Origin of the sequence: uncultured Winogradskyella sp. (assembly GCF_937958655.1) — a bacterium.
GTDB lineage: Bacteria > Bacteroidota > Bacteroidia > Flavobacteriales > Flavobacteriaceae > Winogradskyella.
The window spans coordinates 40,594-65,001 of the sequence record NZ_CALGNH010000003.1; the positions used below are offsets into that span (position 1 = coordinate 40,594).

A 24,408-nucleotide genomic window follows, 5' to 3' on the forward strand; every position below is an offset into this window, starting at 1 on the left:
CAATTAATATTATGTCAACATTTATAAACAAAGTTCCATTTGGCCAAAAAGTAGCCTTTGGTTTTGGTATGCTTGCCAATCAAATGTTTCCTGCTGCACTTGGGGTATTTATAATTGTACTAGTTCAAGATTTACGATTTGCGCCATTACTTTGGGGAGTTATTCAGTTTGCACCAAGATTATTCGATGCAATTACAGATCCAATTATGGGTTTTATCTCCGATAATACACGTTCAAAATGGGGAAGGAGAAGAGCTTATGTCTTTGTAGGCGGTATAATTATGGGTCTGGCTTATGTAACGATGTGGCAATTGTTTAAGGAGAATGGCACAACATTTAATTTTTGGTATTTCTTCTTATGGTCCTTAGTTTTTTATTTAGGATTAACCATTTTTAGCGTGCCCTATGTTGCCATAGGTTATGAAATGAGTGATGATTTTCACGAACGTACCCAAATAATGGCTATAGCCCAATGGATAGGTCAATGGGCTTGGGTCATTGCACCATGGTTTTGGGTTATATTGTACGATCCAAATTGGTTTCCAAAGGGTGCGGATTACGGAGTTAGGGAACTTTCAGTTTGGGTGGCAATTCCTTGTACTATTTTTGCTCTAATACCAGCACTATTTATTAAAAGTAAATCTACATCAGATAGAGAAGACTTTGTACCTATTAGTCTTAGAAGTATAATTAGTAGTATCTCAGAAATCTTTAAATCTGCTTTTGCAGCATTTAAAATTCCAGAATTTAAACGTATTGCAGTTGCCACATTTTTAGTGTTTAATTCTTTTAATGTTATTGCTGCGTTTACACCCTTAATTATATGGCATCACATGTTTAATAGTGACCAAGCTGCTGCAGGCATTTGGCCGTCAATGCATGGTAGTGTAGGTGCTTTATGTACCACATTTTTAGTAATACCATTGGTAACTTTTATGGCTAAACGAATTGGCAAAAAGAAAACCTTTATGATATCACAATCAATTTCAATAATCGGTTATATATTATTTTGGTTTTTATTTATAGAAGGAAAGCCACACCTCTTTTTATATGCACTACCGTTTCACTCATTTGGAATTGGTGGTTTGTTTACAATAATGATGTCTATGACTGCAGATGTATGTGATTTGGATGAGTTGCAAACAGGTAAACGTCGCGAAGGTGTTCTTGGTGCCGTTTATTGGTGGATGGTTAAAGTAGGTTACGGATTTTCAGCCTTACTAGGTGGAACTATCTTATGGATAGTTGGTTTTGAAGCAGAAGCAGTTACAACATCTTCCGTTACAGGGATAAGATCGTTTTACTCCTGTCTTCCAATTCTTGGAGTTTTAGGTGCGTTATGGGTTATGAAAGGCTATAATTTAACAGAAGAACGTGCTAATGAAGTCCGTAAAGAATTAAAAGAGCGTAAGTTAAAATCATAATACGAAGTCATTAATTTTAACTGCTTTAGTATTATGAGGCCATAGTATTTGTATATCTTTACTAATAGATGTTAATATTTTAATTTAAAATGAAAAAGAATAGCATTAAATCTATAGTTTTAGTTAGCGTTCCTCTGTTAATTTTTGCATGTAATAACACACCTAAAAGAGATTTAAACCCTAAAGAATTAGTGGGCGGTTTTGAATTGCTAAACTCAGATCTTACAGGTGTAGATTTTAACAATTCTATTAGGGTTTCAAAAAAATTACATCACTATTATTTTGGTCAAATTTATTTAGGGTCTGGTGTCGCTATTGGTGATTTAAATAACGATGGGCTACCAGAACTATTCTTTGGCGGCAATCAGGTCGCAGATCGATTATACCTTAATAAAGGAGATTTTAAGTTTGAAAATATTACCAAAAAATCTAAAGTTGGTAAAAATTCAGGTTGGACATGGGGAGTAACTATGGCAGACGTTAACGCTGACGGTTTTTTAGATATCTATGTAAGTAGAAATGGATATTCTTTTAATAAAGAAGATCGTAAAAATCAATTATACATAAACAATGGGGATTTAACATTTACCGAATCTGCTAGTGCGTATGGCTTAGCTGATATTGGTTTTTCTACCCAAGCTGTATTTTTTGATATGGACAACGATGGTGACCTAGACATGTATCAGTTAAATCAGCCACCAGATAAAAAAATAATGTTGTCAAAAAACCTGCCGAAGCACGAGTACAGGCATTTTTTAGATCGTATTTATAGAAACGATAATGGTAAGTTTAAGGATGTGTCTAGAGACGCAGGTATATCGAGGCAACTGGCTTATGGCTTAAGCGTTATTGCATCAGATTTTAATAATGATGGCTATATAGATTTATATGTGGCAAATGATTATGTAATGCCAGATTTTATGTATTACAATAATGGTGACGGAACGTTTACCAATGTTATTAATGAAGAATTAAAACATATTACCCAATTGAGTATGGGTTCTGATACGGGTGATATTAATAATGATGGCACTTTAGATTTAATAACAACAGATATGATGCCAGAAGATCATTACAGGTCTAAAACCAATATGGCATCTATGAGTACAGAAGTGTTTAATGCAGTAGTAGAGGCAGGTGGGCACCGTCAATATATGACCAATACACTTCAGATTAATACAGGCCTTGGAAGCTTTTCTGATATAGGAAACATGGCTGGTATTTCTAGTACAGATTGGAGTTGGTCTAGTCTTATTGTAGATTTAGACAATGATGGTTGGAAAGATATCATTGTTTCCAACGGAGTTAAGAAAGATTATGATAATAATGATTATAGAAATCAGTTAAGTCAATTAGATCCTAATAAAACTACTGTAGATGAGTTTTTTAGATTAAGCCAAGAGGCTCCGTCAGAAGTCATTTCTAATTATGCATTTAAAAATAAAGGAAATTTGGAATTTGAAAAAGTCGCTAAGAAGTGGAGTTTTGATACACCAAGTTTTTCCAATGGAATGGCTTATGGAGATTTAGATAATGACGGTGACCTAGACGTGGTTGTTAATAATATAGATGCCGAAGCTTTTATTTATAAGAATAAGGCTAACGGAAATTTTTTAAAAATAAATCCCATTGGTCCTAAGGCTAATCCATTTGGTTTAGGTGCAAAAGCCATTATAAATTATGGCAATAGCACTCAAATTGCTGAAAACTTTGTAACTCGTGGTTATTTTTCGTCAGTAGAACCAGGGTTGTTTTTTGGCTTGGGCAAACAAAAAGAAATAGACGAGCTTAAAGTGGTATGGCAAGATGGTAAAGTTAACCGTTTTAAAAATATTACAGCCAATACAATAATAGACGCAGATTACAGTAAAGCTGTAATGCCGACGGAAAAAGGTAAAGACAACAAAACACTTATTTCTAAATTAAACAGTAAAGATTTTGGTATAAATTTTTCTCATAAAGAGAATGATTTTAATGAATATACCGAAGAAATATTATTACCACATAATGTCTCTCAAAATGGACCGTATTCAGCCGTAGGTGATATAAATGGAGATGGCTTAGAGGATATTTTTATTGGTGGAGCATCCAATCAATCGGGTGTGTTATACACACAAACAGAAAATGGTAAATTTAACGAGAATACAACGCAGCCTTGGGCCAAAGATATAAAGGCAGAAGACTTAGGCTGCTTGTTTATTGATGTAGATAATGATAAAGATTTAGATCTATTTATAGCTAGTGGTGGTAGTGAATATAAACAAGGAGATGTTGTCTTAAGAGATCGATTATACATTAATGACGGAGTAGGTAACTTCATAAAATCGAATAATAGTTTGCCAGATATTAGAGAAAGCTCGCAAGTTGTTAAATATTCTGACATCGACAACGATGGTGATTATGATCTTTTTGTTGGTACACGCTTAATTGCTGGTAAATACACTTACCCTGCCACTAGCTATATTTTAATAAATAATGGTGGTGTATTTAAAAAAGCGACTAATGCTATAGCACCATCATTACAACATATTGGAATGGTAACAGATGCTGTTTTTACAGATTTAGATACAGATGGCGACGACGATTTAATGATTGTTGGTGAGTGGATGGAAATAAAGGCACTAATTAACACAAATGGTGTTTTTGAAGATAAATCAGAAGCATATAACCTCGGTAATACCAGAGGTATTTGGTGGTCTATTACAGCGTCGGATTTAGATGGTGATGGTGATGATGATTACATTTTAGGCAATTTAGGTAAAAACAATAAGTTTAAAGCTTCGGTAGAGCACCCTTTTAAAGTATATACCAACGATTTTGATGGAAATGGTACTAATGATATTGTTTTAGCCAAATATTATAAAGATGATTATGTCCCATTGCGTGGTAGAGAGTGTACGAGTCAGCAAATGCCTTACGTAGCAGATAAATTTGAGAACTACGATAGCTTTGCCTCATCTAAATTAATAGATATACTTCCCGAAGAAAAAATTGAGGATGCAGTCGTTTATGAAATTAAGAGTTTTGAAAGTATTATTTTAATTAACGAAAACGGTAAACTTGTAAAGAAGGCCTTGCCAAATCAAGTACAAACGTCACCCTTAAAATCCTCTGTAGTATTAGACGTAAATAAAGATGGTAATTTAGATATTATCTCAGTAGGTAATCATTATGGAGTAGAAGTAGAAACAACCAGATACGATGCTGGTTATGGAGGTGTGCTTCTAAATAAAGGAGACCATAATTTTAGTTTTTTACCAGCAACGCAAAGTGGCTTCTATGTGCCGTTAGATAGCAGAATTATTAAGCCGCTTAAACTTAAAGGAGAATTAATGCTATTGGTGTTAAATAATAACGATAAACCCTCACTGTTTAAATTAAATTGATTTAAAGCGTTAAAAATTACTTGTATAGTTAGGCTAATTTAGTTTGTACTACTTTTTTTTAATTTAAATTAATGAAAATCAAGCAGTTGATAATTTAAAAAAAATAATCATTTTTCGGTTTTATTAGGCTTGTATGGTTTTTGTATAGGCATAAAATAACTTGTAATTGCCAAAAATTCATTTAATTGCATGCAGTATTAACAAATAACTAAAAAAGTATGAAGAAAATTACATTTTTCATTGCGATGATGACCATAACATTTGGGTTCTCGCAAGAGCTTATTACCAATGGCGATTTTCAAACTGGTATGGCAGGAGACTGGTATAGTGGAGGAGAAAATCAACCTATTGAAATCGTTGATCTTGGAGGGGGTGAATTCGTTTTCCAAGCAAACGTTGCTAGCGTTACTGATGCGTGGCGAGTAAACTTAAGTCAACTTGTGGATTTAGAAGATAATACCACTTATGACCTTACGTTTGATGCTTTTACAGACACCGCAACAGGCACAAGAACTATGACAACTACCTTAGGTCAAGCAGGGGCACCTTTTGGTGCAACCATGTCAGAGGAACTTACATTAACAGACACCCCTCAGACTTTTAATTTTTCAATTACCACAACTTTTGATACCGCAAATACGGCTTCAGATAACCCTGGAAGTAGACTAATTTTTGATATGGGTGCAGATACAGGTTTTGTATTTATTGATAATGTTTCTCTGGTATTATCTAATTCTAGTTGTAATAACAACGGTATGATGGATGGTGATGAAACTGGTGTAGATTGTGGTGGATCTAATTGTGCTCCCTGCGTGGTAGTGCCACCTGGACCAGCACCCCTACCTACCTCACCAGATGGTGAAACTCTTAGTCTTTATGACGGTAACCTAGCAGGTGATGTAACAAGTTTTACTACAAATTGGCCTTTTGCATACGATTTTGGAAATCCGCCAACTGAAATAGATTCAGATCCTGGAGCAGATGTAAACGGAATTTGGGGATTAGACCTAGGGGTTGCAGGATATGGACAAGGGGAAGGACCTATTGATGCGTCTATTTATGGTTTCTTGTCTTTTGACTATTGGTATACTCCAAACGCAGGAACTTCTGGTTTTAGATTTGAAATTATACATAACAACCCATCGGTTCAAGGATTCGTATACGAAATCGGTCCTGGTATGGATGATGAAGAAACAACCGTAGAAGAGCAATGGACTAAAGTAGTTATTCCATTATCTTATTTCGTGGCCTTAGGTTTTGATGAAACAGCGTTCTTTCAATGGAAATTTGATCCTTACATGCAGTCTGTAGATAACGCAGGTATTCTTTATGTAGATAATATTCTACTAACGCAGAATAACCCGCTATCAATTGATAGCTTCGAAACCTCTCAATTTACCGCGTTCCCTAACCCAACGACTAACAATTGGAATATTAAAGGCAATGCCCTTATCAATTCAATAGCAGTTTATGATTTATTGGGTAAGCAAGTTAGTGCATTAGTTCCTAATGCTACTGAAGCTACAATTGATGCAACCTCCTTAAATTCTGGTATTTATTTTGCAAGAATTGAAGGGTTAAATGGGTCTCAAACAGTTAAACTTGTTAAGGAATAACAAAGATTAATAGTAATTTAATGATTAAAGCGTGTTTACTTTTGGGTAAACACGCTTTTTTTATAACTTCACTTTTATATAATTAATAACATGTTGAAAAACTTAGTTTATAATATTGTTTTACTGTTAATGTGTTTTGGGTGTAATCAAAATAATAGTAAGACGGCTTCAGAAAGTGAAAAAGCCAATGATTTAATACATGAGACAAGTCCTTATTTGTTACAACATGCTTATAATCCTGTAGATTGGAAAGCATGGAACCAAGAGACCCTTCAGCAAGCTAAAGATCAAAATAAGTTAATCGTGGTATCTGTGGGTTATTCTGCATGTCATTGGTGTCATGTTATGGAAGAGGAAAGTTTTGAGAATGATTCTATAGCCAAACTAATGAACCGAAATTTTATAAATATTAAGGTAGATAGGGAAGAACGACCAGATGTAGATCAGTTATATATGAGTGCTGTACAATTAATGACTGGTAGTGGTGGTTGGCCATTAAATTGTATTACGCTTCCAGATGGAAGACCTGTATTTGGAGGAACGTATTTTACAAAAACCCAATGGCAAAAGATTTTAGAAGATATGTCTGCCTTATACACCGAGAATCCTGCGAAAATGATAAGTTATGCAGAGCAGTTGACTGAAGGTATAAAAAAATCAGATTTAATAACAGTTGCAGACAAGGACATCGCCTGTAATAAAGCATCATTTAAAACCGCTATTACTAAAATTGAAACATTACTAGACTATGAATTTGGTGGGCAGAAAGGCGAGCCAAAGTTCCCTATGCCTACATTTCTCAATCTATTACTACGCTACAGTTACCAAACCAATAACCAACAACTACAAAACTATGTAATGACCACATTAACAAAGATGTCTAATGGCGGTATATACGATCATGTGGGTGGTGGTTTTTCTAGATATTCAGTAGATGAAAAATGGCATATTCCACATTTTGAGAAAATGCTGTACGATAATGCACAATTAATTAGTTTATATTCTAAAGCCTATCAAATTTCTTCTAGCCCAAATTTTAAAACAGTAGTAGCAGAAACAATTAATTTTATTGATAACGAGCTTACGGATGCTAAAGGAGGATTTTATGCCGCTTTAGATGCAGATAGCGCCAATACTAATAATGAACTAGAAGAAGGAGCCTATTACATTTGGCAAGAAGAAGAATTAAGAGCAATTTTGAAATCGGACTTTGAGTTGTTTAGTAAGTATTATAATATTAATACTACAGGGAAATGGGAGGATGATAAATATGTGCTTTATAAAACCATCTCCGACGATAATTTTATTAAAAAGAATACCCTTAACAGTTCTGAGTTTAATATAAAATTAAAGGACTGGAAAAAAAAATTGAGCGCTGCCAGAAAGCAAAGAACACTACCAAGAAAAGACGATAAAGTCTTAACATCCTGGAATGCTATAATGCTAAAAGGATTATTAGATGCATATAGAGCTTTTGGGACTATAGATTACTTAGAAAAAGCAAAAAGAAATGCAAAATTTATAGTAGAACTTCAAATGAATTCAGAAGGCAAACTCTTTCATAACTATAAAAACGGTGTGAGCTCAGTAGATGGATTTGCAGAAGATTATGCACATACTATCAGTGCTTTTATAGACTTGTATCAGATAACCAGTAATGAAGAATGGTTGCGTTTAGCCAATACCTTAATGCAATATAGTTTGGATCATCTTGGTAATGACGACAACAAAATGTTTTACTTTACATCCCAAAAAGAATCTGATTTAATAACAAGAAAAACAGAAGTTTACGATAATGTTATAGCGTCCTCTAACTCAGTGTTTGCAGAGAGCCTTTTTAAATTAGGGCATTATTATGGGAATAAAGCGTATTCAGATCGTGCAAAACAAATGCTGAAAAACGTTAATGAGGATATGTTAAAAACACCTTCGGCATACACTAATTGGTTAAATTTGTATTTAAATTATGCTAATGCTTACTACGAGGTTGCCATTTCAGGAAAAGAAGCTACTAAATTGTTAAATCAACTTAATAAATACTATATTCCAAACATATTGATTTCAGCTTCTAAATCTGAAAGTAACTTACCATTATTAAAAAATAAATATATAATAGACGAAACACTAGTTTACGTTTGTGTAAATGGTACCTGTAAACTACCAGTAAATTCAATAGAAAAGGCCATGAGTCAGATATCTAAATAATTTAAAATGACAACACTAAAGGAATTAGCTAAGCGTTTAAATATATCCATTTCAACGGTATCAAAAGCATTAAATGATAGTCATGAAATTAGTGATATAACTAAAAAGCGTGTCAACAACCTTGCTGAGGAATTAAATTATAAACCAAACCGAATAGCCCAACAGCTTAAAAATAATAAAACAAAAACTATAGGTGTTATCTTACCAACGGTAATAAATCCATTTTTTGCGGAAGTACTGCATGGTATTGAAATAACTGCTACAAATTTTAATTACGACATTATTGTCTGCCTATCTAATGAGTCCTTAGAAAAGGAAAAGCGGAGCATTGAGTTACTCTCAAATGGAAGTGTCGACGGTTTTATTATTGCGGTAGCAAGAGAAAGTCAAGTTAATGGAGTGTCAAAACACATAAAAGAAGCTATAGACCGTAAAATCCCAGTATTAATGTTTGATAGGGTAATGCATGATATTACTTGTAATAAAGTTGTAGTTGATGATTTTAAATCCGTGTATACAGCTACAGATTTTTTAATTAATGAGGATAAACGAAGCAACATACTTTTAGTAAGTAATATAGAAGAACTTAGTGTTGGTAAGTTAAGAACGTTGGGTTATGAAAAAGCGATACAAGAAAATGAATTAACGAGTAATATTTTGAAATTAGATAATGTAGAAAATATAGATGAAACCATTTATAACTATCTTAAAGCAAATAAATCTATAGATGCTATACTTTCCTTAGATCATATTACAGGTATTGTAGCTATAAACATGGCTAAAAAATTAGGGTTAAAAATACCAGAGGACTTATCTGTTATTGGCTTTGGATACGAGCATACAAATCTACTCTCTAGTCCAAAAATATCCATTATTCATCAAAAGGCTCACCAGATAGGTGAGATGTCTGTTAAATTGCTCTTACAGCAATTAAATACAGATAATTATGGATTAGAAACAACCATAGTGCCAAGTGAACTTAAACTAGGTAGATCTACAAAATAAAAAAAGCCTGATTGGCATCAGACTTTTTTATAACTTAAAAAGAAGTTGTATTAATTTCCTTTTAATTTATCGGCAGCGTTATCAATAGCATCATTACCAGCTTGCTTAGCCTTATCTACAGCGTCATTACCAGCTTTTTTCACATTATCAACAGCGTCGTTAGCGGCATCTTTAACGTCATTAGCCATATTTTCAGCACCTTCTTTTACGTTATCCACAGCATCGCTTGCTGCGTCTGCTGCATCACCAGCAGCATCTTCAACGGCATCTGCTGCATTGTCAATAGCATCACCAGCTGAATTCGCTGCTTCCTCAATAGCGTTTTCTGTTTTTTCTTTTGTTTCTCTACAAGATGTAAATGATAATCCAAGTACAGCTACAAGAACCAAACTTAATAGAACTTTTTTCATTGTTTTTAGTTTTAGTGTTAATTGTTAATGCCCTAAAATACTAATTTTAACATATTTAAATGTGGAATTACGGATATATTTAATTTTAAAGACTAATCGTATCCAAAATTTTATGAACTGCACCTTTATTTTCTAGAATAAAATCGCTGTTAATCTTGCCTTTTTGTTTGGTCAGTTTTTCGTCTAATAGTAAAGCATTTAATTTATTAGATAATTCCTGTGAAGTTGAAACTGAATCAACACCACCTTTAGAAATTAATGCTTTAGCTTCAGGAAATTTATCGTAATTATTACCAATTAGAATGGGTATGCCAAACACAGCAGGTTCTAATATATTATGGAGTCCAGTAGAGCCAGCTGCACCACCAACATAAACGATATGTGCATAACTGTAAATTTTACTTAAATAGCCAATAGTATCAAGAATAAAAACGTCGTATTCAGATACATTTTTATCTGCCATGTCCGAAAAACAGATTGTCTTTTTAGTAAGTTCGGCTTTAATTTTAGTTATGTAATTTTTTTTGATATTGTGCGGTGCTATTAAAAATTTTAGCTCCTTATTTTGGTTTTTATTAATAAAATCAAAAAATAATTTATCATCTGCTGGCCATGTACTTCCAAATACAACACAGGTTTTAGTATTAATGAATTTTTTGATAAAAGGAATATTGTTGTCTAATTTTAACTGATTAAAAACTCTATCAAATCTAGTATCACCGGATACCGATACATTTTTAAAGCCATTAGTATTAAGTAGATTTTTAGAATTTTGATCCTGAGTATAAATATGATTAAATGCTGATAATGAAGATCGCATTAAGCCGCCATACCATTTAAAAAAGCTCTGATCTTGTCTAAACACAGCAGAGATTAACAGCGCGTTTATATTTCGTTTTTTAATGACGTATAAAACGTTAGGCCAAATTTCGTATTTCACAAAAATGATTAAAGTAGGATTAACAATAGTTAAGAATTGCTTAGCATTTGCTAAGCTATCCATTGGCATGTAAACTGCCACGTCCGCAATTTTTGCATTTTTTCTAACCTCAAAACCCGATGGAGAGAAGAAAGTTAAAACTATTTTATAATCAGGATATCTTCTTCTTAAAGCCTCAAAAACAGGTAAACCTTGCTCGTACTCGCCTAAAGATGCGCAGTGGAACCAAAATGTTTTATCATTCGGTTCGATTTTAGATCTCAAGGTTTTAAGGGATACTTTTCTACCATTAACACCAAGTTTTAATTTGGTATTAAATTTTGCCAAAAGTTTTATCGCAAAACTTGCTATAAAAATTCCTATTGAATAGAGTAGTCTCAATGTCTAAGATTTGTGCTAAAATACATTTCTTTCAATAAATTGCATTGGCATAGCGATTACAATTTTGTATTTTCGCTTTGGTGCATTGGCATCATTAGTGATAATTAGAAATTTTCGAATGAAAAAAATACAGATGGTAGACCTTCAAGGTCAGTATGCTAAAATCAAAGCTGTTGTAGATCCTTCTATCCAAGAAGTAATGGATAGCGCTGCATTTATTAATGGTCCAAAAGTGCATAAATTTCAAAAAAATCTTGAAGATTATCTAGGCGTAAAACATGTTATTCCTTGTGCTAACGGAACTGATGCTTTGCAGATAGCTATGATGGGTTTGGGTTTAGAACCAGGCGATGAGGTGATTACTGCAGATTTTACATTTGCCGCAACGGTTGAGGTTATTGCACTTCTTAGGTTAACGCCTGTTTTAGTAGATGTAGACCCTGTAACGTTTAATATTGATATAGCGGCTATTGAAAAAGCCATTACACCAAAAACAAAGGCTATAGTACCAGTACATTTATTTGGATTAGCCGCAGATATGGATACTATAATGCAACTGGCAAAGAAGCATAATTTATACGTTATAGAAGATAATGCGCAGGGTATAGGTGCAAATTATACACATACCGACGGCTCTAAAACCAAAACAGGTGCAATTGGTCATGTAGCTTCCACATCATTTTTCCCGTCTAAAAATTTGGGATGTTATGGAGATGGAGGTGCTATTTTTACAAACGATGACGATTTAGCGCATACCATAAGAGGTATTGTTAATCATGGTATGTATAAGCGTTATCATCATGATGTTGTTGGTGTTAACTCTAGATTAGATTCTATACAAGCCGTAGTGTTAGATGCTAAACTTGTTTATTTAGACGCTTATAATGCAGCAAGACGCAGCGCTGCCCAAAAGTATTCAGAAGCTTTTAAAGGTTATTCTCATATTATGACACCAAGTGGTAAAACGGAATGCAAAGGCATTTGCAATACGTGCGATTGTCATGTATTTCATCAATATACTTTAACTTTAAAAGGAATCGATAGAGATGCGTTAGTGCAGCATCTCCAAGCAAATAATATTCCATGTGGTGTGTATTACCCTATCCCTTTACACAAGCAAAAAGCTTATGAGGATGAACGCTATATAGAATCGGATTTTACGGTGACCAATCAATTGGTGAAATCCGTAATTTCTTTACCAATGCATACAGAGCTAGAAGATGATCAGATAGAGTTTATCACAAAGACAATAATAGATTTTATAGACAATAACGCTTAATTATATGAAAATATTAGTAACAGGTGGTTTAGGTTTCATTGGTTCTCACACTGTAGTAGAATTACAGCATGAAGGTTTTGAAGTCGTTATAATTGATGATTTAAGTAATGCCTCTATTGATGTTTTAGAAGGGATTACAAAAATAACAGGGACGAAGCCACATTTTAAAGCCTTAGATTTAAAGGTTAAAGCCGATGTTCAACAATTTTTTGAAGCGCATAAGGATATAGCTGGTGTTATTCACTTTGCAGCAAGCAAGGCAGTTGGTGAGAGTGTCCAAAGTCCATTAAAGTACTATGAAAATAATATAAACACCTTAGTTTATGTACTGCAAGAACTAAGTCAGTTAACCCATAAAAATTTTATATTCAGCTCATCATGCACGGTTTATGGACAAGCTGATGAATTACCAATTAGTGAAAACGCTCCCGTAAAACCAGCGGAATCTCCATACGGAAATACAAAGCAGATAGGAGAAGAAATTATAAGAGATGCCTGTAAAGTAGATCAATCACTAAACAGTATAGCTTTACGATACTTTAATCCTATTGGTGCTCATTCATCGGCCGAAATTGGAGAATTGCCAATTGGAGCACCTCAAAATCTAGTGCCATATATAACACAAACCGCTGTGGGATTACGAGATCAGTTATCTGTTTTTGGTGATGATTATCCAACAAAGGACGGCACCTGTGTTAGAGATTATATTCACGTCGTAGATTTAGCAAAAGCGCATGTGGTAGCATTACAACGCTTAATAGCTTCTAAAAATAAATCTAATTTCGAAATTTTCAATTTAGGCACAGGTAAAGGAAGCTCTGTGCTAGAAGTTGTTAAATCATTTGAAAAAGTATCTGGTACTAAACTCAATTATAAAATAGTAGCGCGTCGAGACGGAGATGTTACTGAGGCTTATGCAGAAACAACAAAAGCTAGTAATGATTTAGGTTGGAAAACTGAACTTACACTAGATGATGCTATGGCTTCTGCATGGAAATGGGAACAAAAAATTAGAAACAAATAATCTATGAAAACTTTACTTCAATTAATTGTATTATTAGTTTCAACAACACTAGCTGCGCAGCAGACTTATTTGCATTGTGGTAAACTCATAGATACTAAATCTGGTAAAGTACTCACACAAAAAACAATTGTAGTTTCTGGTAATAAAATTATAGCTGTGAATGACGGTTATACAATACCAACACATATTGAATATAATGTTGTAGATCTAACATCAAAGACAGTAATGCCTGGGCTAATAGATATGCATGTGCATATTGAGCATGAGACCAATCCTAAAAAATATCTACAAGCCTACACGCAAAACGCTGCTGATATTGCATTTGGTTCTGTTAAGTATGCTGAGATTACCTTATTGAATGGGTTTACTACAGTGAGAGATTTGGGAGGTTCTGGTGTTAATGTGTCTTTACGAAATGCTATTAATACTGGTAAAGTTGATGGTCCCAGAATTTTTACCGCAGAAAAAGCACTCGCAACTACTGGTGGTCATGCAGACCCAACTAATGGAGCTAAGCGAAGTTTAATGGGAGATCCAGGGCCAAAAGAAGGTGTAGTAAACGGTGTTGAGGATGCTAAAAAAGCTGTAAGGCAACGTTATAAAAATGGTGCAGATCTCATAAAAATAACAGCTACAGGAGGTGTATTGAGTGTGGCTAAAAACGGACAGAATCCTCAATTTACTATTGAAGAAATAAAAGCCATTTGTGAAACTGCTAAAGACTACGGGTTTCATGTAGCTGCGCATGCTCATGGCGACAATGGTATACAACGGGCTATTTTAGGTGGTGTTAAAACCATAGAGCATGGTACATTGATGAGCGCAGAGACTATGGATTTAATGAAAAAGTATGATGTGTATTTAGTGCCAACCATAAGTGCAGGTAAGTTTGTTTCAGACAAAGCTAAAATAGAGGGTTACTATCCTGATATTATTGTACCTAAAGCTTTGGATATTGGTCCAAAAATTCAAGATATGTTTTCTAGAGCTTATAAAGCAGGTGTTGGTATTGCCTTTGGTACTGATGCAGCGGTCTTTTATCATGGTGACAATGGAAAAGAATTTGGGTATATGGTTGAAGCAGGAATGCCAGCTATGGAGGCCATACAAAGTGCCACAATAACCAATGCTATGCTTCTAAAAATGCAGAATCAGCTTGGTCAGATTAAAGCGGGTTATTTAGCAGATATTATAGCCGTTGATAGAGATCCTAACTTAGATGTTTCAGTTATGCAAAACGTAACTTTTGTAATGAAAGATGGCAAGATTTATAAACAGTAGCTTATTCTGTTTTTAGTTTTTTTACGTTCTTTTTGCTAGTAAAAATTCCACTAAGTAATAATAGTATCATCCCAGTGGTAACCGAGAGATCTGCAACGTTAAAGATGCCTGTTTTAAATACTCCTCCTAAATCAATAAAGAAAAAGTCCGTAACCTGGCCGTAAATTATTCGGTCGAAAACATTTGCTATACCTCCGCCAATAATACAGCAAAAGGCAATAAGACTAAGACGGTCTAGTTCTCGAGTTTTTACAATGTAGTAAATAACGTATATGAGAACTATAGTGGGTAAAACGAGTAAAAAAATAAGACGTAGTGTGGGATTCATATCACTTCCCATACCCAAAAAAGCACCTTTGTTCTCTACCCAAATTAACTGAAAATAATCTTTAATAATATTCATTCTACCTTTAGCTCCTTCAACCATATGAGTTCTAACGATGTTTTTAGAAATCTGGTCAATAGCGATATTAAAGACAATAAGAAGCGTAATAAATAGGTTTCTTTTCAAAATTTAAGATTTTAGGCATTAGTATCAAACGTTGCCGAAGCAGTTTCAGTCTCTCTGTGGATTTTCTTAACCAAACCTTGTAAAACCTTACCAGGTCCAACTTCTGTAAAATGCGTTGCTCCATCTGCAATCATTTGCTGTACGGATTGTGTCCACCTTACTGGCGCTGTTAATTGCAAAATTAAATTGGCTTTTATTTCGTTTTCATCTGTAATGGCAGAGGCTGTTACATTTTGATAAATAGGACAATTGGGTTTGCTAAACGTTGTGTTTTCTATTGCAGCAGCTAATTCTTCGCGAGCAGGTTCCATTAATGGTGAATGAAAAGCTCCACCTACAGGCAGTACTAAGGCGCGTCTTGCACCTTCTGTTTTAAGGGTTTCGCATGCTTTATTAATAGCATCAATTTCTCCAGAGATTACTAACTGGCCAGGACAGTTATAATTAGCCGCAACAACAACACCATCTGTTGTACTACATACCTTTTCTACTACAGCGTCATCTAATCCTAAAACGGCAGCCATTGTACTTGGTTGCAATTCGCAAGCTTTTTGCATGGCCTGTGCACGTTGCGATACTAATTTTAAACCATCTTCAAATGTCAAAGCACCAGCAGCAACTAAGGCCGAGAATTCACCGAGAGAATGACCAGCAACCATGTTCGGCTTAAATTGGTCACCTAGTGTTTTGGCTAGGATAACCGAATGTAAAAAGATTGCAGGTTGTGTTACCTTGGTTTCTTTAAGGTCTTCAGCAGAACCTTCAAACATAATGTCAGTTATAGAAAAGCCTAATATGTTATTAGCCTTTTCAAAAAGCTCTTGCGCTAAAGTTGAATTTTCGTAAAGGTCTAAACCCATACCAGAAAATTGAGCGCCTTGCCCTGGAAATATATATGCATTCATAGAACTATCAATTTAGTGCTGCAAAAATAGGAATATTTATCGTTTTATGTAGGTAATAAAAGAAAACGGATAAGCATGCTTTTCATCAGCATCATGTGAGGTTCTCTCGATTTCTTTCCAAGTAGTGTTATCAATTTCTGGGAAGAAGGTATCTGCGTTTTTAAACGTGGAGTGTACGCGTGTAATTTCTAATTTATCTGCCAAACGCATGGATTGTTTGTAGATTTGTCCACCACCAATAATAAAAGGCTGATTGTCTTTGCGGGCAGCATCAATAGCATCTTCAAGATTATTTACAATAATAACTCCATCTGGTGCTTTATAGTCTTGTTGCCTTGTAATAACAATATGTGTTCTGTTTGGTAGTGGCTTAGGGAAGCTTTCAAATGTTTTACGTCCCATAATGATATAATGACCACTAGTTAGTTTTTTAAATCGTTTTAAGTCATTACTAAGGTGCCAAATTAAATCATTGTCTTTGCCTATAGCATTGTCTTCGCCAGCGGCTACAATTATGGTGAGTTCCCTAGACTTTTTTTTTTCTTCTATATGTGTTTGGTTATAAGCTGGTGATTGTGCTATTTTTTGTTCTTATTTTAACAACCCTTCTTTAAGCTTATCTATCCGTTGCTGTTGCTGATTAACTAATTTTTCGAGTTGTTGTTTTTCCCATGCTTTACCCATAAACTTATTTGTAATAAATACGCTTATAAAGTGGTATGCAAATAGAAACAACCAAGCTAGTATAGCATAAACAAACCAATTGATGCCAGCTATGGTAAAATCTTTACCAATACCTAAAACTGTATTAGCTAAAATTAAAAAAACCGCACCAATTAAAAAGATGACAAAATGAATATATAATCGTTTTTTCTGACGAATTCTTTTTTGCGCATTTTCGATGAGTTCTAACTGCGATTGGTCTATGGTAGACACTTGTTTTTTTTTGCCGAACATACGTTTTATTTTACCAGATAAAGATACTTTATTTTCCCTAAAACGGTATCGATTTTTTTTTAGGAGACTATTTTACTAATTTCACAACAGATTCTACTGAAAATCAGTAATAAAGCTTTAAAATACAATTGTTAAAACCATAATTTTAACCTCTTAAAAGTATTAAGTTTACTAAAAAGTAAAGTTGATATTATGAAATTGATAATTCTTTCATTTTAAGTGGGTTTAATTATAAAATCTGCTTTTTTCTTTTATATTTTTGAACATTATTTAAAACTATAATTATGGCAATTAAAAAGCAGTATTTAAAAAGTAAGCCCCTTTGTAAGGTAACATTTTCTATTCCTGCAGAGGAGGCAAAAAGTGTAGCAGTTGTTGGAAGCTTTAACGAGTGGAATACTGAAGCTACAGAATTAAAGAAACTAAAGAACGGTACTTTTAAAGGTACTGTGGATTTAGAAAAAGACAACTCTTATGAGTTTAGATATGTTGTAGATGGAAATTACATCAATGACGAGCAAGCAGATGCTTATGCATGGAATGATTTTGCAGCAGCTGAAAATGGAGTATTAAATTTATAGAATATTCTAGCTAATAATCTAAAAAAAAGCGTTTCAATCTTGAGACGCTTTTTTTGTGCTCTGAAAGACTCTTTTTTATACAGCCACAACACCTTTAATATGAGGATGTGGATTATAATCTACAAGTGTAAAATCTTCAAATTTAAAATTAAAGATATCTTTTACTTCAGGATTTAAGATCATTTTAGGTAATGGTCTAGGATCTCTAGATAATTGTAACTCTAGCTGCTCCATATGGTTGTTATAGATATGTGCATCACCAAACGTGTGGATAAAGTCTCCAGGCTGGTAACCACAAACTTGTGCCATCATTAAGGTAAATAAAGCATAAGAAGCAATATTAAAAGGTACTCCTAAAAAGATATCTGCACTGCGCTGGTATAGTTGACAAGACAATTTACCGTCGGCTACATAAAACTGAAAAAAAGCATGGCAAGGTGGTAGAGCGGCTTTACCATTAGCTACATTTTCTGAAAATGATTTTGAGGTGTCTGGCAATACGGAAGGATTCCAAGCAGAAACTAACATTCTCCTACTGTTAGGATTCTGTTTAAGAGTTTGGATGACTTCCTTTATTTGGTCTATCTCTTCGCTAGCCCAATTCCGCCATTGGTGGCCGTAAACAGGTCCTAGATCTCCTTTGTCATCTGCCCATTCATTCCAAATACGAACACCATTTTCTGTAAGGTAGTTGATATTAGTATCTCCTTTTAAAAACCACAGTAATTCATAAATAATTGATTTTAAATGCAATTTTTTAGTGGTCACCATCGGAAATCCTTCGCTTAAATCAAATCGCATTTGATAGCCAAAGACACTCTTTGTGCCTGTACCTGTTCTGTCTCCTTTTTCATTTCCGTTTTCTAAAACGTGCTTTACTAAGTCGTGGTATTGTTTCATAGCCCATCTTCCGTCTTCCTACTTCGACTGCGCTCAGCACAGGCTTAGGAAGAAACTTTTACGAATAATTATAATTGTGTAAGACGAATTTAATTAAAATGACTATTAAAGGCGTTAAATTTCTGTGCGCAGATATAAAAAGTTATTAACGGTAACAAGGTTTCCGCTTTGAGAATTAATGGGGCTTTTACCCAATAATCATCCCAGCAATTGTAGCAGAAATTAATGAGGCAATAGTACCACCAATTAAGGCTTTAATACCAAATTTTGAGAGTTGCGTACGTTGGCCTGGTGCTAAAGAACCAATACCTCCGATTTGTATACCTATGGAGGCAAAGTTGGCAAAACCACATAACATATAGGTTGCCATAATAATAGACTTTTCATAATTGAGGTGCGTAGCATTAGCTACATTTTTTAAATCTGCAAGTTGAATATAGCCGACAAATTCACTTGCAGCAAGTTTAATACCTAAAAGCTGTCCCATCATCATCATATCTTCTTTAGCAACACCTATCAACCACATCAAGGGTGCAAAGACAGTTCCTAAAATAGCTTCTAGTGAAAACGATTGGTATGGTGTGTTTGCAGCCATCCAACTATTAAGTGAAGTTATTTCACCTGCCCAACCAAGAATACCATTTATCATGGCTATAAATGCAACAAACACTAACAACATGGCGCCTACATTAACAGCTAATTTTAAACCTTCAGTTGTTCCATTAGCAATGGCATCTAATAAGTTTGATCCAATTTTTTCTTGAGATACCTTAACATCGGTATTAATGCTTTCGGTTTGAGGAAATAATATTTTCGAAATAACTATTGCGCCAGGAGCTGCCATAACTGAAGCTGCTAAAAGATGTTTTGCATAAACTAATCGTAATGCAGGATCATCACCGCCCAAAAACCCAATATACGCTGCAAGCACAGCACCTGCAACGGTAGCCATACCACCAATCATCACTAACAGGATTTCGGATTTATTCATTTTTTCTAGATAAGCCTTTATTAATAAAGGTGCTTCGGTTTGTCCTAGGAAAATGTTACCAGCAACACTTAAACTCTCTGCTCCAGATATTTTTAAAAGTTTAGTTAATAACCAACCAAAAGCCTTTACTATTTTTTGAATAATACCTAAATAGAATAACACAGAGGTTAATGCTGAAAAGAATAAAATAGTTGGCAATACTTGGAAGGCAAATATGAATCCAAAGGTATCCATGTCCATTACCAAGCCATCAAATAAAAACTCACTTCCTGCTTTAGTAAAGTTTAATAAATCTATGAAACGCTGACCTACCCATTCGAAGATAGTTTTTACGAATCCAACTTTAAGAACACCTATAGCTATTATTAATTGAAAGGCCAATCCAATACCAACCGTTTTCCAATTGATGGCTTTGCGGTTACTACTAAATAAAAAGGCGATAAAAATTAGAGTCACCATACCTAGAACACCTCTCCATAAGCTATTAAAACTAAAGCCTTGACTAGGTATGATTCCCGTTAGGTTCGAATTGTCATAATTATTGCTTAATATTTCATTTTTAGCTTGTTTAAATTTTCCTTTATATGACCGCAGGTCTCTCTTAGAAGAAATAAACAAAGTAGAATCAGTTAATGATATTCTATAGGTTTCAACAGTGTCTTTGGGAACTTCATAATATAGCAATAACAAATTATTTTGATATATATAGTCACCATAAGATATTATAGAATTTTTGGATTTTTTAAATTCAAACAGCCCATTTTCAAAGTTCAAATATTTTAGATTTTCAATATCAAGTAAGCGTTCACCAAAACCAACTAACGTTTCATTTGGAACATATTCCCATGTTTTTTCTAGCTCTTGTGCTGTAATTGACGAAAGTCCAATAAAAATAGCAATAAGGGCCCTGAAAAATGAATTCATGAAAAACTAGATTAGTTAACGTTTAGAAATTTCATCTCTAATTTTTGCAGCCTTTTCATAGTCCTCATTATTAACAGCGTCTTCTAGGAGTGTGTGAAGTTCTTCTAAAGATTTATCTATAAACCCATCTTGTTCTACTGCACCAGTTTCAATTTCTTCTGCAATAAGATCATCTACTAAGATACTATCTTGTTCCTCATCCTCTTTATTAGGATTTACCTTAAGATAAATACCTGCTTTATCTAATATGTTTTTGTAGGTAAAAATAGGAGCTTGGAAACGCAATGCCAATGCAATGGCGTCACTGGTTCTTGCATCTATAATTTCTTCAATTCTATCGCGTTCACAAATAAGACTAGAGTAAAAGACACCGTCCACTAATTTATGTATGATGACTTGCTTTACAATAATATCGAAGCGATCTGCAAAATTCTTAAATAAATCATGAGTTAATGGACGTGGTGGACGAATTTCTTTTTCTAATGCAATGGCAATAGACTGTGCCTCAAAGGCTCCAATTACAATTGGTAATTTTCTGTCGCCATCTACCTCATTAAGGATTAAGGCATAGGCTCCATTTTGGGTTTGACTGTAAGAAATTCCTTTAATATTTAATCGAACTAAGCTCATATTATTATAAAACTACTCTATGAAAGAGGTTTTAGATTCTCCTTTTTTATCAAAAGGTTGACATTCTGTTTTTAGAATGTTGGGTTGGTTAAAAGACAAAGAACTGTTTAAATTTGGACTTTACCAACTGCATTGCGTATAATTGGATTATTTTCTCAATACTTTCGACAAAACGTTGTTGTAAGAGATTGTATAAATTTAAACAGTCCTTTAATCTTATTACAAGGTAATAAATTTATGCATTTTGAGCTTTAAATGCTTTTAATTTTTCAATAAGTGTAGGTACAACTTCAAAGGCATCACCAACAACACCATAATCAGCAGCCTTAAAGAACGGAGCTTCTGGATCTGTGTTGATGACCACTTTTACTTTGGAAGCATTTATACCTGCTAAATGCTGAATTGCACCAGATATACCTATAGCAATATACAAGTTAGAAGCTACTGGCTTACCTGTTTGGCCAACGTGTTCACTATGAGGTCTCCAGCCTAAATCAGATACTGGTTTAGAACATGCCGTGGCTGCACCAAGTACATCGGCTAACTCTTCAATCATGCCCCAATTTTCAGGCCCTTTTAAGCCTCTACCGCCAGAAACAACAACTTCGGCATCGGCAATGGATACTTTATCCGTTGCTTTATCTACTGAAGATACATTAACTCCTGAATCTGGAATAGTAGGTGCAAAGTCTTCAACCGTAGCACTACCGCCAGACTCAACCAATCCAAAAGAATTGTTAGAAAGACCAACAATCTTCACGTCTGTATTAATTTCAGTATTTGCAAACGCCTTGTTAGTAAAAGTTGTACGTTTTACAGTAAAAGGTGCTATGCTCGAAGGCGCTTCAACTACATTAGAAACATAACCTGCTTCTAAACCAACTGCCAATAGAGGAGCTAAATATTTACTGTCTGCACTAGAGCTTAAGATAACCACATTAGAACCGTCTTGTTTCGACGCTTGTTCTATAACTGCAGCATATTTTTTGGCATTAAATGTGTTTAGATCGGCATTGTTTACGGCTAAAACTTTAGAGGCACCATAAGCACCTAAAAGTGCGCTATCTTTTGCGTTTATGGCAACAGCTGTTACTGTTGTACCCAATTGATCTGCTACAGCCTTGGCGTAAGACACCACTTCCAAAGCTGCTTTTTTAAATTTTTCGTTTTCTGATTCTGTATATACTAATATGGACATAATGAGCCCCATCTAACTTCCCCAGAGGGGAAGAACTTTACCTACGAGGGGTTAATAGGTTTTTTTGTTCAACATTATAATTTTTAGGTCGCTTCCATGAGTATCCTTCCTCTGGAAGGCTTCGAGAAGGCTTATATCACCTTAGCTTCGTTATGAAGTAAGCTTACCAATTCATCTATATTATCAGCATCAACTAATTTAACGGTACCTTTAGGTGCTGGTTTTTCAAAGCTGACTGCTTTAGTTTCAGCGTTACCTTCAGCAGGCTCAACCACATTTAATGGTTTTTTACGTGCCATCATTATACCTCGCATATTAGGAATACGAAGATCGCTCTCTTCTACTAATCCTTTTTGCCCACCGATGACTAATGGTAAAGCGGTGTTTACTGTTTCTTTTCCGCCATCAATTTCTCTTACTGCTTTTGCACTTGTGCCGTCAACTTCTAAAGAGATACAATTGGTTACAAAATTGGCTCCTGTCATTGCCGCAAGCATTCCTGGGACCATGCCACCATTATAATCAATAGACTCTCTACCTGCAATTACCAAATCGTAACCACCATCAGTCACAACTTTTGCAAGTTGTTTAGCTACAGCATAGCCGTCTGTTGCTTCGGTATTAACGCGTATTGCTGAATCAGCACCAATGGCCAATGCTTTTCTTAAGGTTGGTTCTGTTTCTGCACCACCAACATTAACAACATCTACGCTAGCGCCTTGTTTTTCCTTAAACCACATAGCGCGTGTTAAACCAAATTCATCATTAGGATTAATTACAAATTGCACACCATTGGCGTCAAATTTTGTATCACCTTCGGTGAAATTAATCTTTGAAGTTGTATCAGGAACATGGCTGATACACACTAAAATCTTCATAATCTATACTATTTATTGATTTGTAAAAGCTTGAGTGATTAACTATAACGTTTTCGGTAACCAACTAAAAAAAAGCCATAAAAATGGGTCGTTGTAGTGGTAAAATGCGCTAAAATTAACCTAAAGCAAAGGTAATTATTTTATTTTGAATATTTACTATGCATGCATAGTAAATTTTAAATAAATTAGATTTATTTAATTTTTTAATAATCCGTATTTTTGTGCTTCGTTTAAAAAATAAAGAATGAGGACTATTCAATTTAGAGAGGCAATAGCGGAAGCTATGAGTGAAGAAATGCGCAGAGATGAGAGCATTTATCTTATGGGTGAAGAAGTTGCTGAATATAACGGTGCCTATAAAGCATCAAAAGGAATGTTAGATGAATTTGGAGCAAAACGTGTTATTGATACGCCAATTGCAGAGCTTGGTTTTGCTGGTATAGCTATTGGTTCTACGATGACAGGTAATCGTCCAATAGTAGAGTATATGACCTTTAACTTCTCTTTGGTTGGTATTGACCAAATTATAAATAATGCAGCTAAGATTAGGCAAATGTCTGGTGGTCAGTTTAAATGTCCTATTGTATTTAGAGGACCTACAGCTTCTGCAGGTCAGTTAGCTGCAACACACTCACAAGCTTTTGAAAATTGGTTTGCAAATACACCTGGGCTTAAAGTTATTGTACCTTCTAATCCTTATGACGCTAAAGGACTTTTAAAATCTGCCATTAGAGATGATGATCCTGTTATTTTTATGGAGAGTGAGCAAATGTATGGTGATAAAGGCGAGGTGCCAGATGGAGAATATGTTTTACCAATTGGTGTAGCAGACATAAAGCGACAAGGAACGGATGTAACCATTGTATCCTTCGGTAAAATTATTAAAGAAGCCTATAAAGCTGCTGATGAACTAGAAAAAGAAGGTATCTCTTGCGAGATTATAGATTTAAGAACAGTTCGTCCTATGGATAGAAAAGCGATC

The 24,408-nt window shown here is 34.5% G+C and carries 21 protein-coding genes; 10 read left to right on the forward strand and 11 right to left on the reverse strand.

Annotated elements, in window-relative coordinates:
• Window positions 1-11 precede the first annotated feature (11 nt).
• The 5 genes from Q0800_RS00860 to Q0800_RS00880 all read left to right on the forward strand — a co-directional run bounded on the left by Q0800_RS00860 (window position 12) and on the right by Q0800_RS00880 (window position 9,636).
• Complete coding sequence (locus Q0800_RS00860) at window positions 12-1,424, forward strand: MFS transporter (RefSeq protein WP_299126789.1); 1,413 nt, start codon at window positions 12-14, stop codon at window positions 1,422-1,424.
• Window positions 1,425-1,513: 89 nt separating this feature from the next.
• Entirely contained in the window at window positions 1,514-4,810 is a 3,297-nt protein-coding gene (locus tag Q0800_RS00865) for a VCBS repeat-containing protein (protein ID WP_299126791.1), read from the forward strand.
• A gap of 218 nt (window positions 4,811-5,028) precedes the next feature.
• Window positions 5,029-6,426: a T9SS type A sorting domain-containing protein gene (locus tag Q0800_RS00870; RefSeq protein ID WP_299126793.1), complete on the forward strand. Its 1,398-nt coding sequence runs from the start codon at window positions 5,029-5,031 to the stop codon at window positions 6,424-6,426.
• A 90-nt stretch (window positions 6,427-6,516) separates the two neighbouring features.
• Window positions 6,517-8,631 carry a thioredoxin domain-containing protein gene (locus Q0800_RS00875; RefSeq protein WP_299126795.1) on the forward strand — a complete coding sequence of 705 codons (2,115 nt, stop codon included), beginning with the start codon at window positions 6,517-6,519 and terminating at the stop codon, window positions 8,629-8,631.
• Window positions 8,632-8,637: 6 nt separating this feature from the next.
• Window positions 8,638-9,636 carry a LacI family DNA-binding transcriptional regulator gene (locus Q0800_RS00880; RefSeq protein WP_299126796.1) on the forward strand — a complete coding sequence of 333 codons (999 nt, stop codon included), beginning with the start codon at window positions 8,638-8,640 and terminating at the stop codon, window positions 9,634-9,636.
• A 50-nt stretch (window positions 9,637-9,686) separates the two neighbouring features.
• Here Q0800_RS00880 and Q0800_RS00885 read toward each other — a convergent pair whose 3' ends face one another.
• Window positions 9,687-10,046, reverse strand: a complete 360-nt coding sequence (locus tag Q0800_RS00885; protein WP_299126799.1) for a hypothetical protein — start codon at window positions 10,044-10,046, stop codon at window positions 9,687-9,689.
• Window positions 10,047-10,131: 85 nt separating this feature from the next.
• On the reverse strand, window positions 10,132-11,367 hold the full coding sequence (locus Q0800_RS00890) for a glycosyltransferase N-terminal domain-containing protein (RefSeq protein ID WP_299126802.1): 1,236 nt from the start codon (window positions 11,365-11,367) through the stop codon (window positions 10,132-10,134).
• Window positions 11,368-11,485: 118 nt separating this feature from the next.
• Here Q0800_RS00890 and Q0800_RS00895 point away from each other — a divergent pair, with 118 nt between their 5' ends.
• Genes Q0800_RS00895 through Q0800_RS00905 form a run of 3 tightly spaced genes read left to right on the forward strand, consistent with a single transcriptional unit; the run spans window position 11,486 to window position 14,951 of the window.
• Window positions 11,486-12,646: a DegT/DnrJ/EryC1/StrS family aminotransferase gene (locus Q0800_RS00895; RefSeq protein ID WP_299126805.1), complete on the forward strand. Its 1,161-nt coding sequence runs from the start codon at window positions 11,486-11,488 to the stop codon at window positions 12,644-12,646.
• Window positions 12,647-12,650: 4 nt separating this feature from the next.
• Complete coding sequence (gene galE, locus Q0800_RS00900; protein WP_299126808.1) at window positions 12,651-13,670, forward strand: UDP-glucose 4-epimerase GalE; 1,020 nt, start codon at window positions 12,651-12,653, stop codon at window positions 13,668-13,670.
• Between the two features lie 3 nt (window positions 13,671-13,673).
• Window positions 13,674-14,951 (forward strand): amidohydrolase family protein, encoded by a 1,278-nt coding sequence (locus Q0800_RS00905; RefSeq protein ID WP_299126809.1) that lies wholly within the window; start codon window positions 13,674-13,676, stop codon window positions 14,949-14,951.
• Window position 14,952: 1 nt separating this feature from the next.
• Here Q0800_RS00905 and lspA read toward each other — a convergent pair whose 3' ends face one another.
• The 4 genes from lspA to Q0800_RS00925 are packed head-to-tail and all read right to left on the reverse strand — an operon-like array spanning window position 14,953 to window position 17,324.
• Window positions 14,953-15,462 carry a signal peptidase II gene (gene lspA, locus Q0800_RS00910; protein WP_299126810.1) on the reverse strand — a complete coding sequence of 170 codons (510 nt, stop codon included), beginning with the start codon at window positions 15,460-15,462 and terminating at the stop codon, window positions 14,953-14,955.
• Between the two features lie 11 nt (window positions 15,463-15,473).
• Complete coding sequence (gene fabD, locus Q0800_RS00915; RefSeq protein ID WP_299126811.1) at window positions 15,474-16,367, reverse strand: ACP S-malonyltransferase; 894 nt, start codon at window positions 16,365-16,367, stop codon at window positions 15,474-15,476.
• A 36-nt stretch (window positions 16,368-16,403) separates the two neighbouring features.
• On the reverse strand, window positions 16,404-16,949 hold the full coding sequence (locus Q0800_RS00920; protein WP_366518821.1) for a dihydrofolate reductase: 546 nt from the start codon (window positions 16,947-16,949) through the stop codon (window positions 16,404-16,406).
• 9 nt (window positions 16,950-16,958) lie between these two features.
• Entirely contained in the window at window positions 16,959-17,324 is a 366-nt protein-coding gene (locus tag Q0800_RS00925) for a 2TM domain-containing protein (protein ID WP_299126812.1), read from the reverse strand.
• Window positions 17,325-17,608: 284 nt separating this feature from the next.
• Here Q0800_RS00925 and Q0800_RS00930 point away from each other — a divergent pair, with 284 nt between their 5' ends.
• A complete protein-coding gene (locus Q0800_RS00930) occupies window positions 17,609-17,905 on the forward strand; it encodes an isoamylase early set domain-containing protein (protein WP_299126813.1) in 297 nt (98 codons plus the stop codon).
• Window positions 17,906-17,980: 75 nt separating this feature from the next.
• Here the strand turns inward: Q0800_RS00930 and Q0800_RS00935 are convergent, their stop codons facing one another.
• The 5 genes from Q0800_RS00935 to Q0800_RS00955 form a co-directional block, all read right to left on the reverse strand.
• Window positions 17,981-18,805: a thymidylate synthase gene (locus tag Q0800_RS00935; RefSeq protein WP_299126814.1), complete on the reverse strand. Its 825-nt coding sequence runs from the start codon at window positions 18,803-18,805 to the stop codon at window positions 17,981-17,983.
• 187 nt (window positions 18,806-18,992) lie between these two features.
• Window positions 18,993-20,720, reverse strand: coding sequence for a nucleoside transporter C-terminal domain-containing protein (locus Q0800_RS00940; RefSeq protein WP_299126815.1), 1,728 nt, complete (start codon window positions 20,718-20,720; stop codon window positions 18,993-18,995).
• Window positions 20,721-20,735: 15 nt separating this feature from the next.
• Window positions 20,736-21,350 carry a bifunctional nuclease family protein gene (locus Q0800_RS00945; protein WP_299126816.1) on the reverse strand — a complete coding sequence of 205 codons (615 nt, stop codon included), beginning with the start codon at window positions 21,348-21,350 and terminating at the stop codon, window positions 20,736-20,738.
• Window positions 21,351-21,585: 235 nt separating this feature from the next.
• Window positions 21,586-22,548, reverse strand: coding sequence for an electron transfer flavoprotein subunit alpha/FixB family protein (locus Q0800_RS00950; RefSeq protein ID WP_299126817.1), 963 nt, complete (start codon window positions 22,546-22,548; stop codon window positions 21,586-21,588).
• A 131-nt stretch (window positions 22,549-22,679) separates the two neighbouring features.
• Entirely contained in the window at window positions 22,680-23,426 is a 747-nt protein-coding gene (locus tag Q0800_RS00955; protein ID WP_299126818.1) for an electron transfer flavoprotein subunit beta/FixA family protein, read from the reverse strand.
• Window positions 23,427-23,670: 244 nt separating this feature from the next.
• Here Q0800_RS00955 and Q0800_RS00960 point away from each other — a divergent pair.
• A partial coding sequence (locus Q0800_RS00960) for a pyruvate dehydrogenase complex E1 component subunit beta (RefSeq protein WP_299126819.1) occupies window positions 23,671-24,408 on the forward strand: 738 nt, incomplete at its 3' end.

Bases quoted from the DNA above. Each gene is read 5' to 3' on its own strand.
- Q0800_RS00935 (WP_299126814.1), bottom strand. From the start codon at position 18,805: ATGAAACAATACCACGACTTAGTAAAGCACGTTTTAGAAAACGGAAAT.
- Q0800_RS00860 (WP_299126789.1), top strand. From the start codon at position 12: ATGTCAACATTTATAAACAAAGTTCCATTTGGCCAAAAAGTAGCCTTT.
- Q0800_RS00930 (WP_299126813.1), top strand. From the start codon at position 17,609: ATGGCAATTAAAAAGCAGTATTTAAAAAGTAAGCCCCTTTGTAAGGTA.
- Q0800_RS00865 (WP_299126791.1), top strand. From the start codon at position 1,514: ATGAAAAAGAATAGCATTAAATCTATAGTTTTAGTTAGCGTTCCTCTG.
- galE (WP_299126808.1), top strand. From the start codon at position 12,651: ATGAAAATATTAGTAACAGGTGGTTTAGGTTTCATTGGTTCTCACACT.
- Q0800_RS00870 (WP_299126793.1), top strand. From the start codon at position 5,029: ATGAAGAAAATTACATTTTTCATTGCGATGATGACCATAACATTTGGG.
- Q0800_RS00945 (WP_299126816.1), bottom strand. From the start codon at position 21,350: ATGAGCTTAGTTCGATTAAATATTAAAGGAATTTCTTACAGTCAAACC.
- fabD (WP_299126811.1), bottom strand. From the start codon at position 16,367: ATGAATGCATATATATTTCCAGGGCAAGGCGCTCAATTTTCTGGTATG.
- Q0800_RS00885 (WP_299126799.1), bottom strand. From the start codon at position 10,046: ATGAAAAAAGTTCTATTAAGTTTGGTTCTTGTAGCTGTACTTGGATTA.
- Q0800_RS00940 (WP_299126815.1), bottom strand. From the start codon at position 20,720: ATGAATTCATTTTTCAGGGCCCTTATTGCTATTTTTATTGGACTTTCG.
- Q0800_RS00875 (WP_299126795.1), top strand. From the start codon at position 6,517: ATGTTGAAAAACTTAGTTTATAATATTGTTTTACTGTTAATGTGTTTT.
- Q0800_RS00950 (WP_299126817.1), bottom strand. From the start codon at position 22,548: ATGTCCATATTAGTATATACAGAATCAGAAAACGAAAAATTTAAAAAA.
- Q0800_RS00925 (WP_299126812.1), bottom strand. From the start codon at position 17,324: ATGTTCGGCAAAAAAAAACAAGTGTCTACCATAGACCAATCGCAGTTA.
- Q0800_RS00895 (WP_299126805.1), top strand. From the start codon at position 11,486: ATGAAAAAAATACAGATGGTAGACCTTCAAGGTCAGTATGCTAAAATC.
- Q0800_RS00905 (WP_299126809.1), top strand. From the start codon at position 13,674: ATGAAAACTTTACTTCAATTAATTGTATTATTAGTTTCAACAACACTA.
- Q0800_RS00880 (WP_299126796.1), top strand. From the start codon at position 8,638: ATGACAACACTAAAGGAATTAGCTAAGCGTTTAAATATATCCATTTCA.
- Q0800_RS00955 (WP_299126818.1), bottom strand. From the start codon at position 23,426: ATGAAGATTTTAGTGTGTATCAGCCATGTTCCTGATACAACTTCAAAG.